Genomic DNA, 14,052 nt, shown 5'->3' with positions numbered 1-14,052 from the left:
GCCTGATGACCATAGCAAGTTGGTCCCACCCCTTCCCATCCCGAACAGGACCGTGAAACAACTTTGCGCCGATGATAGTGCTGCAACCAGTGTGAAAGTAGGTTATCGTCAGGCTTGTTATTCGCAGTAGAGAAAAACCCCACCGGACTCCGGTGGGGTTTTTTTTCGTCTGCTGCTTTGTCTTGCAAAGCAAACAGGCGTAAAAAAAGCAGCGCTGCGCGCTGCCTTTGTCATTTATCAAATCAATTAAAAGTGATAAGCGACTTTGACGTTCATGTAATTGACGCCACTGTTTGGCTTTTTGTAGCCGCCATTTGAGAAATGCTGGATTTTCGCAGCGACTTCCCATTTGTTATTGAAGATATAGCCGATGCCGATATGATCGCCGAACTGGAAGTGGGTCGACAGGCGGTTATCGTCGTTATCGTACAGCTTCGACAGCATGTGTACGCCAATACCGCCTTCTGCATAGAAGCCCAGCTTATTCGTATTTTCAAAGCGGAAGACGGGAGTAAAGCCCAGGTCCCACAGTTTTTGATGCTGGCCTGGGACATTCTGATAGCTCTTGCCATCCCAGCCGCCAATGCTGGCATCCCAGTAACCGCTCAGCTGCGTACCATTCGATACGAACCAGGCTTTATCCCAGTTCGAGGTCACACCGGCGCGTACCATTTGTACCTTAACTCCCTTGGCATATTCGCCGTAGACGGAGTCGATCAGCTTGTCGTCGGCGGCAAAGCCGGCGTTGGCCGCCATCAACGCGGCAACGGCGGCGATGGATTTGAGGAGATTCTTCTTGAAGAACATAGAGGCTTTCATCGTAAAATTGGCCGATAGGCTATTGTCTTGTTTGTACAGGCACCTTGCTTTGCATGCCGCTCTAGCCACTTGTAAATATCAGGGGTTCAATTGACATTTTCTACAAAAATCGCATTTCTCGGTATCGGTCTGATGGGGGATCCGATGGTCCGGTGCCTGCTACGCGCTGGATATTCTGTCACAATTTGGAATCGCACGCACAGTAAGGCCGAAGTCCTGCGTGCGGCAGGGGCGCAGCCAGCCATTTCAGTGGCTGAGGCAGTCTATGGTGCGGACGTGGTTATCTCGATGCTGGAAGCCGGTCCCATCGTGGCACAGGTGCTGCAAGAGGCGCTGCCGGCCTTGCGCGCAGGGGCGCTCTGGATCGATATGAGTTCCACCAAGCAATCGGAAGCCCAGCAATTTCATGCCACCTTGCAGGCGGCAGGCCATGCCTTTATCGATGCACCCGTGTCGGGCGGCGTCGGCGGGGCGCAGGCGGGCAGCCTGGCCATCATGGCCGGTGCCGATACCAGCGATTACGCACGAATTGAAACGATTCTGTCAGCCATGGGGCGCCCGACCCTGGTGGGCCCGCCAAGCAGTGGCCAAGTTGCCAAACTGTGCAATCAACTGATCGTCGGTGCAACATTGACCATCGTGGCAGAAGCGCTGTTGCTGGCACAGGCTGCCGGCGCCGACCCTGCCGCCGTGCGCACAGCCATCCGTGGCGGTTTTGCTGAGAGCAAGATTCTGGAGGCCCATGGCCTGCGCATGCTGGAACGCAACTTTGTTGCCGGAGGGCAGGTGAAAAGCCAGATCAAGGATATGCACAACATCCTCGCGGCAGCCGAGACGGCGCGCGTCACCTTGCCGGTGACGCAACTGGTGACGCAGCGCTATGAAACCATTGCCAAAACGTACCCGACGGCCGACCATGCGGCCGCCTTGCTGGCCCTGGAAGCGTTGAATCCGGGCCAGCGCCTGGGCACCGGTCCGGATAAATTGAGCTGATTCAAGCGACGGGCAGGCTCGCTTCAGCCAGCTTGACCCAGAAACTGGCGCCGATGGGCAGCAGATGGTCGTTGAAGTCATAGCTACCGTTGTGCAAGACGCAGGGGCCAAGGCCGTGGCCACCATCGCGGTGCTCGCCATCACCATTGCCGATGAAGATGTAGCAGCCGGCTTTTTCTTGCAGAAAAAAGGCGAAATCTTCCGCACCCATGGTCGGTTCGACGTTCGCGTTGACCTTGTCCGGGCCCACCACGCTTTTCATTACTTCGACGGCAAACGCCGTTTCCTTCGCGTGGTTGACCAGCGGCGGATAGTTGCGCTTGAAATGGAACTCGACTTCCGCGCCAAAAGCGGCGGCCGTGTGCACGGCAATCTCGCGCATGCGCTCCTCGATCAGGTCCAGCACGGGCGTGGTGAAGGTGCGCACGGTGCCGACCAGGCTAGCGTCATCGGGAATGACATTGGTGGCGCTGCCCGCATGGATTTGCGTGATCGACAGCACGGCCGTGTCGAGCGGGCTCTTGTTGCGCGTAATGACGGTTTGCCAGCTTTGCGCGATCTGCACGGCTACCATCACGGGATCGATGCCCTTGTGGGGCTGGGCCGCATGCGCGCCCTTGCCCTTGACGGTGACGTGGAATTCATTGCTCGACGCCATCATCGGGCCTTCCACCACGCTCAGGGTGCCTGTTTCAGCGCCTGGCCAGTTGTGCATGCCGTAGATGGCATCCATGGGAAAACGGGTAAACAAACCGTCTTCGATCATTTCGCGCGCGCCGGCGCCGCCTTCTTCTGCCGGCTGGAAGACCAGGTAGACCGTGCCGTCGAAATGGCGGTGCTGCGCCAGGTAATGGGCGGCACCCAGCAGCATGGCCGTGTGGCCGTCATGACCGCAGGCGTGCATCTTGCCCGGGTGGCGTGAAGCATGCTCGAAGGTATTCATTTCCTGCATGGGCAAGGCATCCATATCGGCGCGCAAGCCGATGGCGCGTGTCGAGGTGCCATTCTGGATGATGCCGACCACGCCAGTGCGGCCTAGCCCGCGTACCACGGGAATGCCCCATTCCGTCAGTTTGGCGGCGACCACGTCCGAGGTGCGCTGTTCTTCGTAGCACAGCTCGGGATGCGCGTGCAGGTCGCGGCGGATACCTTGCAGCTCAGATTGAAACGCCAAGATGGGATCAACTAGTTTCATGGAACTCTCCTGTGGATGCTGGCACGCAGCAATGTATGGCGCGCCGGACCGCGGCTGTTTGATCAAAAACAGGCGCGGCTAATAATGCATTGTAGCCCTTGTTTGCCGGGTAAATCCAGCGCACGGACCAGCTTGCCATGGCGCCAACAGCAAGCGCGCGGAATGGTTTACAGTATCGCCTTCCCCCAACGTTTTTGGATTGCACCATGACCACCACCCAAGTGCGCGCCGCCTGCCCGCTCGACTGCCCTGATACCTGCGCCTTGCTGGTCACCGTGACCGATGGCGTGGCCACCGCTGTCAAGGGCGATCCTGACCACCCGACCACGGCTGGCGTGCTGTGCACGAAGGTGTCGCGCTTCACGGAGCGCACCTACCATGCGGACCGGCTGCTGCATCCGCTGCGCCGCGTGGGCAAGAAGGGGGAAGGCAAGTTCGAGCGCATCAGCTGGGAAGAAGCACTGCAGACCATCGCGGCCCGCTTGAAACCGATCGCCGCGCGCGATCCACAGGCGATCTTGCCGTACAGCTACTGCGGCACCATGGGCCTGGTGCAGGGCGAATCGATGTCTTCGCGCTTTTTCAACCAGCTCGGTGCTTCTTTGCTGGACCGTACCATTTGCGCCTCGGCCGGCGCCACGGGCTACCGCTACACGGTGGGCGCCAGCATCGGCACGGACCTGGAGCAATTCCAGAACGCGAAATTGATCATCATCTGGGGCGGCAACCCGATCGCCTCGAACTTGCACTTCTGGATGCGGGCGCAAGAGGCCAAGCGCAATGGCGCGACCCTGATCGCCATCGATCCCTACCGCTCGCTGACGGCCGAAAAGTGCCACCAGCATATCGCCTTGCTGCCAGGCACCGATGCGGCCCTGGCGCTGGGCTTGATGCATGTCTTGATCGCTGAAGACTGGCTCGATCATGATTACATCGAACGCTACACAGTAGGCTACGATGCCCTGAAACAGCGCGCCCTGGAATGGCCGCCCGAGCGCGCAGCCGAGGTGTGCGGCATCACCACCACGGAAGTAGTGGAACTGGCACGCCTGTACGGTCAGGCGTGCCGTTCTGGCGAGGGCGCCGCCATCCGCACCAACTACGGCGTGCAACGCGTGCATGGTGGAGGCATGGCCGTGCGCAACATCGCCTGCCTGCCGGCCCTGACGGGCGCCTGGCGCTATCCGGCCGGCGGCATGCAGCTGTCGAGCTCGGGTTCCTTTCCCGTCAACCGCAAGGCCTTGCAGCGCCCTGATTTGCTCAAAGGCACGCCGCGCACGATCAACATGAGCACCATCGGCGACGATCTGCTGAAAACCAGCTCGCCCGAGTTCGGCCCGCAAGTGGAGGCCGTGATCGTCTACAACTCGAATCCCCTGGCGGTGGCGCCCGATTCCTCGAAAGTGGCGCAGGGTTTTGCCCGCGAAGATTTGTTTACGGTCGTGCTCGAGCACTTCCAGACCGATACCGTCGATTACGCCGACATCGTGCTGCCTGCCACCACGCAGCTGGAACATGTCGATGCGCACTCTACCTATGGCCACCTGTACATGATGGCAAACAATGCGGCCGTGGCGCCGCTGGGCGAAGCGAAGGCGAATACGGAAATCTTCCGCCTGCTGGCGCAGCACATGGGCTTTGACGACCCGTGCTTCCAGGAAAGCGACGATGCGCTGGCGGCCAAGGCGTTCGATGCGACGGATGCGCGCGCCGTACATTTCGACTGGGAATCGCTGAAACGCACGGGCTGGCAAAAGCTGGCCATGGCCGAGGCGCCGTTCGCCACGGGCGGCTTTCCCACGCCATCGGGCAAGTGCGAGTTTTATTCCAGCGCCATGGCGCAGGCGGGACTCGATCCTTTGCCGACCTATATTGCACCGCACGAGTCGCTGGCCAGCAATCCCGCACTGGCGGCCCGTTATCCACTGGCCATGATTTCGCCGCCGGCGCGCAATTTCCTCAATTCCACCTTCGTCAACGTGAAAAGCCTGCGCGCGGCCGAGGGCGAGCCGCACCTCGATATCCACCCTGACGATTGCGCCGCGCGCGGCATCGTGGCCGGCGACATGGTGCGCATCTTCAACGACCGCGGCAGTTTTGTTGCCAAGGCCAGGATCACCGACAAGGCGAGAAAAGGCCTGGTGGTGGGCTTGTCCGTGTGGTGGAAGAAACTCGCCAGCGACGGCAAGAACGCCAATGAAGTGACGAGCCAGCGCCTGACGGACATGGGCCGCGCGCCGACCTTTTACGATACGCTGGTCGAAGTGGAAAAGGCTGGCTGACCATGGCCCTGCTGCGCTGGCCGGCCCGCTTGCTTGCCGGCACGGTGTGCCTGCTGCTGGGCGGCTGCACGCAGTTGCGCTACTACACGCAAGCGGCGCAGGGGCAATATGCCCTGTGGTCCGGCGCGCGCCCCATCGGTGACTGGCTGGACGACCCGGCCACCGAGCCGCGCCTGAAAGTGCGCCTGGCCAGGGCGCAGCAGATCCGCCGCTTTGCCGTCAGCGAGCTGGACTTGCCAGACAATGGCAGTTACAAGAACTACGCTTCTCTGCGGCGCCCCTTCGTGCTGTGGAACGTGGTGGCCACGCCGGAATTGTCGCTGCAGCCGCTGCAATGGTGTTTCCCCATCGCCGGCTGCGTGAATTACCGTGGCTATTACAGCAAGGAGGAGGCGTTCGCGTATGCCGACGAACTGCGGGCCCAGCATTACGACGTGCAGGTTGGCGGCGTGCCCGCGTATTCCACCCTGGGCTGGTTCGACGATCCCCTGTTGTCGACCTTTATCAATTACAACGATGCGGAACTGGCGCGCCTGATTTTCCATGAACTGGCGCACCAGGTCGTGTACGTGCCCGGCGATTCCGCCTTCAACGAGTCGTTTGCCAGTGCCGTGGAAGAGGCGGGCGTGCAGCGCTGGCTGGCGCGCGAGGGCAATGACGCGATGCGGGCGTCATACGCCCAGTATGCGGCGCGGCGCCAGGATTTCCTGGCCTTGCTGCTGCGTTACCGGAGTGAACTGGAAGCCGTGTATGCGAGCGACGCCAGCGCTGCGGACAAGCGTGTGCGCAAGGCGCAGGTGTTTGCGGCATTGCAAGAAGCATATCAGGTGCTCAAGCAACACTGGGGTGGGTTTGCCGGTTACGATCGCTGGTTCGAGCAGCCATTGAGCAATGCGCACCTGGCTTCCGTGTCCACCTACAATGAATTTCTGCCTGCCTTCAAAAAATTGCTGGAAGAAAAAAAGAACTTTCGTGCTTTTTATGCTGCAGTGCACACAATGGCTCAAGTCAAGAAGCCTGAGCGCAGGCATGCGCTGGAACAATTGTCCAGCCCGTGACCCGTAAAGATTGTCTCGCACGTCAGGGCAAACGATCCTGCAACAGTGTATTTGCCGTGCTGCATTGCAGCATAAAATACCCCTAGAGTTGCCGCTCGAATACTGTTGAAAGCGCTTGCATGGAAGCGCGGCGACCGATAGCATCGCATTAGTAGCATAGAGCAATTGCTCGTCAGAATGCTCAAACTGACTGCAGGACAACAGAATCCGCAGCAATGATCCGCGCCGGCAAGATGCGCCGGCTCCCCCACGATTATTCGAGACAAGAGGCACAGGATGGACAAAATTTGGCTGAAGTCGTACCCTCCCGGCGTCCCCGCCGACATCGATCCTGATCAATATCGTTCGCTGGTGCATTTGCTGGAAGAAGCGTTTCAAAAATATGCGGATCGCAATGCCTATGTCTGCATGGACAAATTTCTCACCTATGCCGAACTCGACACCTATTCGCGCCAGCTGGGCGCCTGGCTGCAAAGCCGTGGCTTGAAGAAGGGCGCCAGGGTTGCCCTGATGATGCCGAACGTGCTCCAGTATCCGGTCGCCATTGCTGCCGTGCTGCGTGCCGGCTACACGGTGGTCAACGTCAATCCGCTGTACACGCCGCGCGAACTCGAGCATCAGCTCAACGATTCGGGCAGCGAAGCGATCATCGTGCTGGAAAACTTTGCCCATACGCTCGAGCAAGTGCTGGGCAAGACAGCCGTCAAGCACATCATCGTGGCCAGCATGGGCGAGATGCTGGGTGGCTTGAAGGGCATGATCGTCAATTTTGTCGTGCGCAACGTCAAGAAGATGGTGCCCGCGTATTCCTTGCCGAATGCCATGCGTTTCAAGCAGGCGCTGGCGCTGGGTAGCCGCATGAAACTCACGCCTGTCGAGCTGAGCATCAATGACGCTGCCTTCCTGCAATACACGGGTGGTACGACGGGCGTGTCGAAAGGCGCGACCTTGAGCCACCGCAATGTGATTGCCAACGTGCTGCAGAGCGAAGCGTGGTCGGGCGCGGCGCTCGACCAGAATAGCAAGGAGCAGCTGATCATCGTCTGCGCCTTGCCGCTGTACCATATCTTTGCCCTGACGGCATGTGCGATGTGGGGCACGCGCGTGGGCGCCCTGAATATCCTGATCCCGAATCCGCGCGATATCCCGGGCCTGATCAAGGAGCTGGGCAAGTACAAATTCAACCTGCTTCCAGCGGTCAATACGCTGTATAACGCGCTTGTCAACCACCCCGATTTTGCCAAGCTTGATTTCTCGGGTTTGAAGATCGCCAATGGCGGCGGCATGGCGGTGCAGCAAGCCGTCAACGACAAGTGGCTGCAGGCGACGGGCGTGTCCATCATTGAAGGCTATGGCCTGTCGGAAACGTCGCCTGTCGCTACCTGCAACCGCGCCGACAGCACGGCATTCTCCGGCACCATCGGCTTGCCGATTCCGTCGACCGAGATCGCCATCCTCGACGATGACGGCAAGGAAGTACCTCTGGGACAGACGGGCGAGATCGCCATCCGTGGCCCGCAAGTGATGACGGGCTACTGGAATCGCCCCGACGAGACGGCCAAGGTCATGACACCGGACGGTTACTTCAAGTCGGGCGACGTGGGCATCATGGATGAGCGCGGCTACGTGAAGATCGTGGACCGCAAGAAAGACATGATTCTCGTCTCCGGCTTCAATGTGTATCCGAACGAAGTCGAAGCCGTCATCGCGGCCCATCCTGGCGTGCTCGAGTGCGCCTGCGTGGGGGTGCCCGATGAGCATTCTGGCGAGGCAGTGAAAGTGTTTGTCGTGCGCAAGGACCCGAACCTGACTCAGGCAGTGCTGGCCGCGTATTGCAAGGAACAATTCACGGGCTACAAGCGGCCGAAATACATCGAGTTCCGCGATGAACTACCGAAAACCAACGTCGGCAAGATTTTGCGTCGCGCCCTGCGTGACGAAACGAAGATAGCAGCATAAACAGTGTGGGATGCGCCTGGAGGCGCGTCCCTTTTACAGATAAAGATGAGGCGAGATGGACAAGATTTGGTTGAAGTCGTACCCGGACAGCGTTCCCGCAGAGATTGATTGCACGCAATACCGTTCCGTCACGCATTTGCTGGAAGAGTCGTTCCAGAAATATGCGGACCGCAACGCCTTCGTGTGCATGGATAAATTCCTTACCTACCGCGAGCTCGACAAGCTGTCGCTGCAGATGGGCGCCTGGCTGCAAAGCAAGGGCCTGAAGACGGGCGCGCGCGTGGCGATCATGCTGCCGAACGTGCTGCAGTATCCGGTCGCCATGGCGGCGATCTTGCGCGCCGGTTACACGGTGGTCAACGTGAATCCGCTGTACACGCCCCGTGAATTGCAGCACCAGTTGATCGATTCGGGCAGCGAAGCAATCATCGTGCTGGAAAACTTTGCCACCACGGTGGAACAGGTGCTGCCGCATACCCAGGTCAAGCATGTGATCGTCGCCACCATGGGCGACTTGCTCGGTGGCTTGAAGGGCGCCATCGTCAACTTCGTCGTGCGCAAGATCAAGAAAATGGTGCCCGCGTTTTCCTTGCCGGGCGCCATCAGTTTCAACAAGATGCTGGCCGAAGGCGCTCGCCTGACCTTGCAGCCCGTGCAGCAGGGGCATGACGATATCGTCTTCCTGCAATACACGGGTGGTACGACGGGTGTGTCGAAAGGCGCGATGTTGTTGCACCGTAACGTGATCGCCAACGTGCTGCAAAACGAGGCGTGGATGTCGCCCGTGATGACGCCTGCAATGCGTGCCACCTCGATGGGCTTCATGTGCGCCTTGCCCCTGTATCACATCTATTCGCTGACGGTCAGCGCCCTGATGGGCATGCGCCTGGGCGGCATGAGCGTGCTGATTCCCAACCCGCGCGACATCCCCGGTTTCGTCAAGGAATTGGCCAAGCACAAGATCGTCGTTTTCCCGGCCGTGAATACCTTGTATAACGCGCTGCTGAATAATGCCGAGTTTGCCAAGCTTGATTTCTCCAGCTACAAGGTATGCAATGGCGGCGGCATGGCCTTGCAGCGCAATGTGGCCGAACGCTGGCTGAAACTGACGGGCTGCCCGCTGATCGAAGGCTATGGCATGTCGGAAACATCGCCCGTGGTGACGGGCAACCGCGTCGATATCACGGAATTCACGGGTACCATCGGCTTGCCTTTCCCCTCGACGGAAGTGGCCATTTTGAACGATGACGGCGTGGAAGTGCCGCTGGGCGAGCCTGGCGAGATCGCCGTGCGCGGCCCGCAAGTGATGGCCGGCTACTGGCAGCGTCCGGACGAAACGGCCAAGTCGATGACGGCGGATGGCTACTTCAAGACGGGCGACGTGGGTGTCATGGACGAGCGCGGCTACGTGAAGATCGTCGACCGCAAGAAAGACATGATCATCGTGTCCGGCTTCAACGTGTATCCGAATGAAGTGGAAGACGTTGTTTCGTCGTGCCCGGGCGTGCTCGAATGCGCCTGCATCGGCGTGCCGGACGCCAACTCGGGCGAAGCCGTGAAAGTGTTTGTCGTGCGCAAGGATCCGAACCTGACGGTGGAACAGATCCGTGAGCATTGCAAGCACGAATTGACGGCTTACAAGAAACCGAAATACATCGAGTTCCGCGATGAATTGCCGAAGACCAATGTCGGCAAGATCTTGCGCCGTCAATTGCGCGACGAAAAGAAGGTTGCCTAGGCTTTAACTTTGCAAGCCAGCCTTGCCGTCCCGGACGGTAAAGCTGGCCAGTGTCGCGATGGTAGAAGCGCTGTCGCGCACATTCTCCAGGCCCTGGAACAGGGTCGTGGTTTTCTCTGGCGTGATCTCCATCAACATATAGCCGCGCTTGTCGCTGCGTCCGTAGCGGATGTGCGGGTTCATCGCCACGTACTGGTCCGTGCGCGCCTGCGGGCGGGAACTCGACGTGATGGATGTCCCGCAAAACTCCGTGGCCAGCACGGGATTATCCCTGCCGGTGGGGCGCATGGCGTTGCGGCTCAGTTCCGTGGCATAAAACGTGTGCACGTCGCCCGACAGCACCAGCGGGTTGCTTGCCTTGCTGCTGCGCAGGGAGTCGAGCAGGTGCTGGCGCGCCATGGGATAGCCATCCCAGCCATCGGTCCAGATGCGCTCGTCGCCGGGCCGCAGGATGGGCACCTGGCTAGATTGCGCCATCAGGGTTTGCTGGGTCAGGATGTTCCAGCGCGCGGGAGAATTATCGAGCCCTGCTTGCAGCCAGCGCTGCTGCTCCTCGCCCAGCATGGTGCGTTCCGGTTTCAGCAAGTCGGGGCAATTACGCGTGGTGACGGAATTGGACCCGCCGCGGCCCGGCCTGGCGCACGCGTGATAGGCGCGGTATTGCCGGTCGTCCAGTACGTGGAAGCGCGCCAGCCGGCCCCAGTCGTAGCGCTGGTAGATGCGCATGTCGACAAAGCCCCGTCGTCCCAGCGGCAGCAGGCGCAGCGGCATGTGTTCATAAAACGCCTGGTAGGCGGCCGCGCGGCGCTGCAAAAAGGTGGGCGTGAGCAATTCGTCCCGGTCGTTGCCGTAATCGTTGGCCACTTCATGATCATCCCAGGTGACGATCCATGGCGCGGCCAGGTGCGCGCCCTGCAAGTCGCGGTCGCTCTTGTATTGTGCGTAGCGGGCGCGGTAGTCGTCCAGGGTAAAGCTTTCGTGCGTGCGCAAGGCGCGGCCCGGGTGCTGCAGCTGGTATGGCCCCCATTCATAGATGTAGTCGCCGAGGAAGGCCACCAGGTCGGGCGCGGCTGCGGCAATGTGCCGGTGCGCCGCATACGCGCCGAATTCCCAGTGCTGGCATGAGGCCACGGCCAGCTTCAGCGAGGCGGGAAGGTCATCGGCGGCGGGTGCAGCGCGCGTACGGCCCATGGGGCTGACGGCGTCGCCAAACATAAAGCGGTACCAGTACCAGCGCCCGGGCGCCAGGCCTGCCACGTCGACGTGCACACTGTGCGCGAGTGAGGGCATGGCCGTGGCCTGGCCCTTGGCGGCGATGCGCCGAAAAGCCTCGTCTTCGGCCACTTCCCAGCGTACGGTCAGGGCAATGGCGGGCGTGGCGGCCGCGTGCAGCGGGTCGTAGCAGATGCGCGTCCACAGCACGACGGCGTCGGGCAAGGGCGAGCCGGAAGCGACACCGAGCGCAAACGGATAGCCTGTGCCATTGAGGCGCGTGGCGGCGCTCGCACCGGAACGTGACAGCACGCTGCCAGCGGCAGCCAGTGCCGTGATGCGCGCAGCGCTCTGCAGAAAGATGCGGCGCTGACTATCCATAGTGTGGAATTATTGCGACAGCAGGGTCTCGATGGGCGGCACCTTGCGCGGCTTGCGGTCGGAGTCCGTCGCCACGTAGATCAGGGTCGCTTCCGTGACTTTCACGATGCATGCCTGCAGGCGGTTGCGTTCGGCATACACCTCGACATTGACAGTGATCGAGGTATTGCCAACCTTGACTATTTCGGCGTAGAAAGACAGCAGATCGCCGACGAACACGGGATTTTTGAAGACGAAGGAATTGACGGCGATGGTGGCGACGCGGCCGTTGGCGCGCCGCGTGGCTGGCAGCGAGCCAGCGATATCGACTTGCGCCATGATCCAGCCGCCGAAGACGTCGCCGTACACATTGGCGTCGGACGGCGCGGGCATCATGCGCAGTTCCGGCATTTTTCCGGCGGGCAGACCGGAGGCGAGGCAGTTGTCGGGGTGGTCGGGGGAGGTGCTCATCTTTTATTCTCATGAAAGGCTACAATTGCCCAGATTGAACCATAAAAAGCCGACCTTCGCCATGCGCCGTTCCCAGACTCCCCCTCCGCCCCACTCGCCAGCTTCCGCCAGCCACAGCGATTTTGCCACCATCAAGACCTTGCTGCCGTATTTGTGGGTCTACAAATGGCGGGTACTGCTGGCGCTGCTGTGCCTGGTGGGCGCCAAGCTGGCCAACGTGGGCGTGCCTCTGATCCTGAAAAAACTCGTCGACGCCATGACGATCACGGCGGCGCACCCGCAAGCGCTGCTGGTGCTGCCGGTCGGCTTGCTGGTAGCCTACGGCTTGCTGCGCCTGTCGACCACCTTGTTTACGGAGCTGCGCGAATTCCTGTTCGCCCGGGTCACGCAGCGCGCCGTGCGCACCATCGCCCTGCAAGTATTCCGCCACCTGCATGCGCTGTCGCTGCGCTTCCACTTGAACCGGCAGACGGGTGGCATGACGCGCGATATCGAACGGGGCACGCGCAGCGTCGGCTCGCTCATTTCCTATACCTTGTTCAACATCTTGCCGACCCTGGTGGAAATCACCCTGGTGCTCGGCTATCTGGTCTTGCATTACGACATCTGGTTCACCGTGATCACGGCCGTCGCGCTCGTGTCGTACATCGCGTTTACCGTGCTGGTGACGAACTGGCGCACGCATTTCCGCCGCACCATGAACGACCTCGACTCGAAGGCGAATACCAAGGCCATCGATTCGCTGATCAACTATGAAACCGTGAAATATTTCGGCAACGAGGATTACGAGGCGAAGCGCTACGACGAAGGCTTGCAGCGCTATGAATCAGCCGCCGTTAAATCGCAAACGTCCCTGTCCCTGCTCAATACGGGCCAGTCCCTGATCATCGCCACGGCCGTGACGTTAATTCTCTGGCGCGCCACGGTGGGGGTGATCAACGGCAGCATGACTCTGGGTGACCTGGTCCTGGTGAACGCCTTCATGATCCAACTGTACATTCCCCTCAATTTTTTAGGGGTCATCTACCGCGAAATCAAGCAAAGCCTGGCCGACATGGAACGATTGTTTTCCCTGCTGAACGAAAACCGCGAAATCGCCGATACGCCAGAGGCCAAACCGCTCGTGACGCGGGGCGCGGCGGTGCGTTTCTCGCATGTGGATTTCAGCTATGAAGCCAAGCGGCAAATCCTGTTCGACGTGGATTTCCAGATCCCCGCCGGTACCACCACGGCCGTGGTGGGACATAGCGGTTCGGGCAAGTCGACGCTGTCGCGTTTGCTGTTCCGCTTTTATGAAGTCGATGGCGGCAGCATCACCATCGATGGCCAGGATTTGCGGACAGTCACGCAGGACTCCTTGCGCGCCGCCATCGGCATCGTGCCGCAGGACACGGTGCTGTTCAACGACACCATCGAATACAACATCGCCTACGGCAAGCCGGGCGCCAGCAAGGACGCCATCGTGGCGGCGGCGAAAGCGGCATCGATCCATGATTTTATTGAAAGCTTGCCAGATGGCTACAATTCCATGGTGGGCGAACGGGGCTTGAAACTGTCGGGTGGCGAAAAGCAGCGCGTGGCCATCGCCCGCACCTTGCTGAAAGACCCGGCCATCCTGATCTTCGATGAAGCCACCTCGGCGCTCGATTCGAAGGCCGAACAGGCGATCCAGTCGCAGTTAAAGGAAATTGCGAAAAACCGCAGCACGCTGGTTATTGCGCACCGCCTGTCGACGGTGGCCGACGCCCAGCAAATCCTGGTGCTCGACCATGGCCGCATCGTCGAGCGGGGCACGCATCCGCAATTGCTGGTGCTCGATGGCCTGTATGCGCAGATGTGGCAACGCCAGCAGGCGAACAGGGATGATGATGAGGAGGAGGAGAGCGACGCGCTGGAGGGCTTGGCGCCGGCAAAATAAATCGGCGGGGCGAAATCAGTAGGAAAAATGCTACAGGCGCGCTGATT

10 protein-coding genes and 1 rRNA gene are annotated in these 14,052 nt (G+C 60.3%); 7 read left to right on the top strand and 4 right to left on the bottom strand.

Translation table 11 applies throughout. From position 1 onward, the window contains the following. Nucleotide 1: 1 nt before the first annotated feature. Nucleotides 2-114, top strand: a 5S ribosomal RNA gene (gene rrf / locus CLU92_RS18550). A gap of 132 nt (nucleotides 115-246) precedes the next feature. Here rrf and CLU92_RS18545 read toward each other — a convergent pair. Then, a complete protein-coding gene (locus CLU92_RS18545; RefSeq protein WP_243857911.1) occupies nucleotides 247-819 on the bottom strand; it encodes an acyloxyacyl hydrolase in 573 nt (190 codons plus the stop codon). A gap of 90 nt (nucleotides 820-909) precedes the next feature. Between CLU92_RS18545 and CLU92_RS18540 the strand changes: the two genes are divergently transcribed. After that, on the top strand, nucleotides 910-1,812 hold the full coding sequence (locus CLU92_RS18540; RefSeq protein WP_373918310.1) for an NAD(P)-dependent oxidoreductase: 903 nt from the start codon (nucleotides 910-912) through the stop codon (nucleotides 1,810-1,812). 1 nt (nucleotide 1,813) lies between these two features. Here the strand turns inward: CLU92_RS18540 and CLU92_RS18535 are convergent, their stop codons facing one another. Beyond that, nucleotides 1,814-3,007, bottom strand: a complete 1,194-nt coding sequence (locus tag CLU92_RS18535; RefSeq protein ID WP_101483095.1) for a M20 aminoacylase family protein — start codon at nucleotides 3,005-3,007, stop codon at nucleotides 1,814-1,816. Between the two features lie 206 nt (nucleotides 3,008-3,213). On the opposite strand from CLU92_RS18535, the gene CLU92_RS18530 reads away from it, so the two are divergent. The 4 genes from CLU92_RS18530 (at nucleotide 3,214) to CLU92_RS18515 (ending at nucleotide 10,044) form a co-directional block, all read left to right on the top strand. Beyond that, nucleotides 3,214-5,289 (top strand): molybdopterin-dependent oxidoreductase, encoded by a 2,076-nt coding sequence (locus CLU92_RS18530; protein WP_101483094.1) that lies wholly within the window; start codon nucleotides 3,214-3,216, stop codon nucleotides 5,287-5,289. Nucleotides 5,290-5,291: 2 nt separating this feature from the next. After that, on the top strand, nucleotides 5,292-6,347 hold the full coding sequence (locus CLU92_RS18525; RefSeq protein WP_101483093.1) for an aminopeptidase: 1,056 nt from the start codon (nucleotides 5,292-5,294) through the stop codon (nucleotides 6,345-6,347). Nucleotides 6,348-6,623: 276 nt separating this feature from the next. Next, on the top strand, nucleotides 6,624-8,306 hold the full coding sequence (locus CLU92_RS18520) for a long-chain fatty acid--CoA ligase (protein WP_101483092.1): 1,683 nt from the start codon (nucleotides 6,624-6,626) through the stop codon (nucleotides 8,304-8,306). Between the two features lie 55 nt (nucleotides 8,307-8,361). Next, on the top strand, nucleotides 8,362-10,044 hold the full coding sequence (locus tag CLU92_RS18515) for a long-chain-fatty-acid--CoA ligase (protein ID WP_101483091.1): 1,683 nt from the start codon (nucleotides 8,362-8,364) through the stop codon (nucleotides 10,042-10,044). 3 nt (nucleotides 10,045-10,047) lie between these two features. On the opposite strand, the gene CLU92_RS18510 is transcribed toward CLU92_RS18515, so the two are convergent. Both CLU92_RS18510 and CLU92_RS18505 read right to left on the bottom strand, forming a co-directional pair. Then, a complete protein-coding gene (locus CLU92_RS18510) occupies nucleotides 10,048-11,637 on the bottom strand; it encodes an alkaline phosphatase (protein ID WP_101483090.1) in 1,590 nt (529 codons plus the stop codon). A 9-nt stretch (nucleotides 11,638-11,646) separates the two neighbouring features. Beyond that, the gene (locus CLU92_RS18505) at nucleotides 11,647-12,012 is read right to left on the bottom strand and encodes an acyl-CoA thioesterase (RefSeq protein WP_226938791.1); all 366 of its coding nucleotides are present in this window, start codon (nucleotides 12,010-12,012) and stop codon (nucleotides 11,647-11,649) included. A gap of 136 nt (nucleotides 12,013-12,148) precedes the next feature. Between CLU92_RS18505 and CLU92_RS18500 the strand changes: the two genes are divergently transcribed. After that, nucleotides 12,149-14,005 carry an ABC transporter ATP-binding protein/permease gene (locus CLU92_RS18500; RefSeq protein ID WP_101484770.1) on the top strand — a complete coding sequence of 619 codons (1,857 nt, stop codon included), beginning with the start codon at nucleotides 12,149-12,151 and terminating at the stop codon, nucleotides 14,003-14,005. Nucleotides 14,006-14,052: the final 47 nt, after the last annotated feature.

This window comes from Janthinobacterium sp. 61 (genome assembly GCF_002846335.1).
In the GTDB taxonomy this organism is placed as follows: Bacteria; Pseudomonadota; Gammaproteobacteria; order Burkholderiales; family Burkholderiaceae_D; genus Janthinobacterium.
The sequence above is the reverse complement of the archived record's forward strand: the minus strand, read 5'-3'. Positions and strand labels throughout refer to the sequence as shown.

Bases quoted from the DNA above. Each gene is read 5' to 3' on its own strand.
- CLU92_RS18545 (WP_243857911.1), bottom strand. From the start codon at position 819: ATGAAAGCCTCTATGTTCTTCAAGAAGAATCTCCTCAAATCCATCGCC.
- CLU92_RS18535 (WP_101483095.1), bottom strand. From the start codon at position 3,007: ATGAAACTAGTTGATCCCATCTTGGCGTTTCAATCTGAGCTGCAAGGT.
- CLU92_RS18530 (WP_101483094.1), top strand. From the start codon at position 3,214: ATGACCACCACCCAAGTGCGCGCCGCCTGCCCGCTCGACTGCCCTGAT.
- CLU92_RS18525 (WP_101483093.1), top strand. From the start codon at position 5,292: ATGGCCCTGCTGCGCTGGCCGGCCCGCTTGCTTGCCGGCACGGTGTGC.
- CLU92_RS18520 (WP_101483092.1), top strand. From the start codon at position 6,624: ATGGACAAAATTTGGCTGAAGTCGTACCCTCCCGGCGTCCCCGCCGAC.
- CLU92_RS18515 (WP_101483091.1), top strand. From the start codon at position 8,362: ATGGACAAGATTTGGTTGAAGTCGTACCCGGACAGCGTTCCCGCAGAG.
- CLU92_RS18510 (WP_101483090.1), bottom strand. From the start codon at position 11,637: ATGGATAGTCAGCGCCGCATCTTTCTGCAGAGCGCTGCGCGCATCACG.
- CLU92_RS18505 (WP_226938791.1), bottom strand. From the start codon at position 12,012: ATGATGCCCGCGCCGTCCGACGCCAATGTGTACGGCGACGTCTTCGGC.
- CLU92_RS18500 (WP_101484770.1), top strand. From the start codon at position 12,149: ATGCGCCGTTCCCAGACTCCCCCTCCGCCCCACTCGCCAGCTTCCGCC.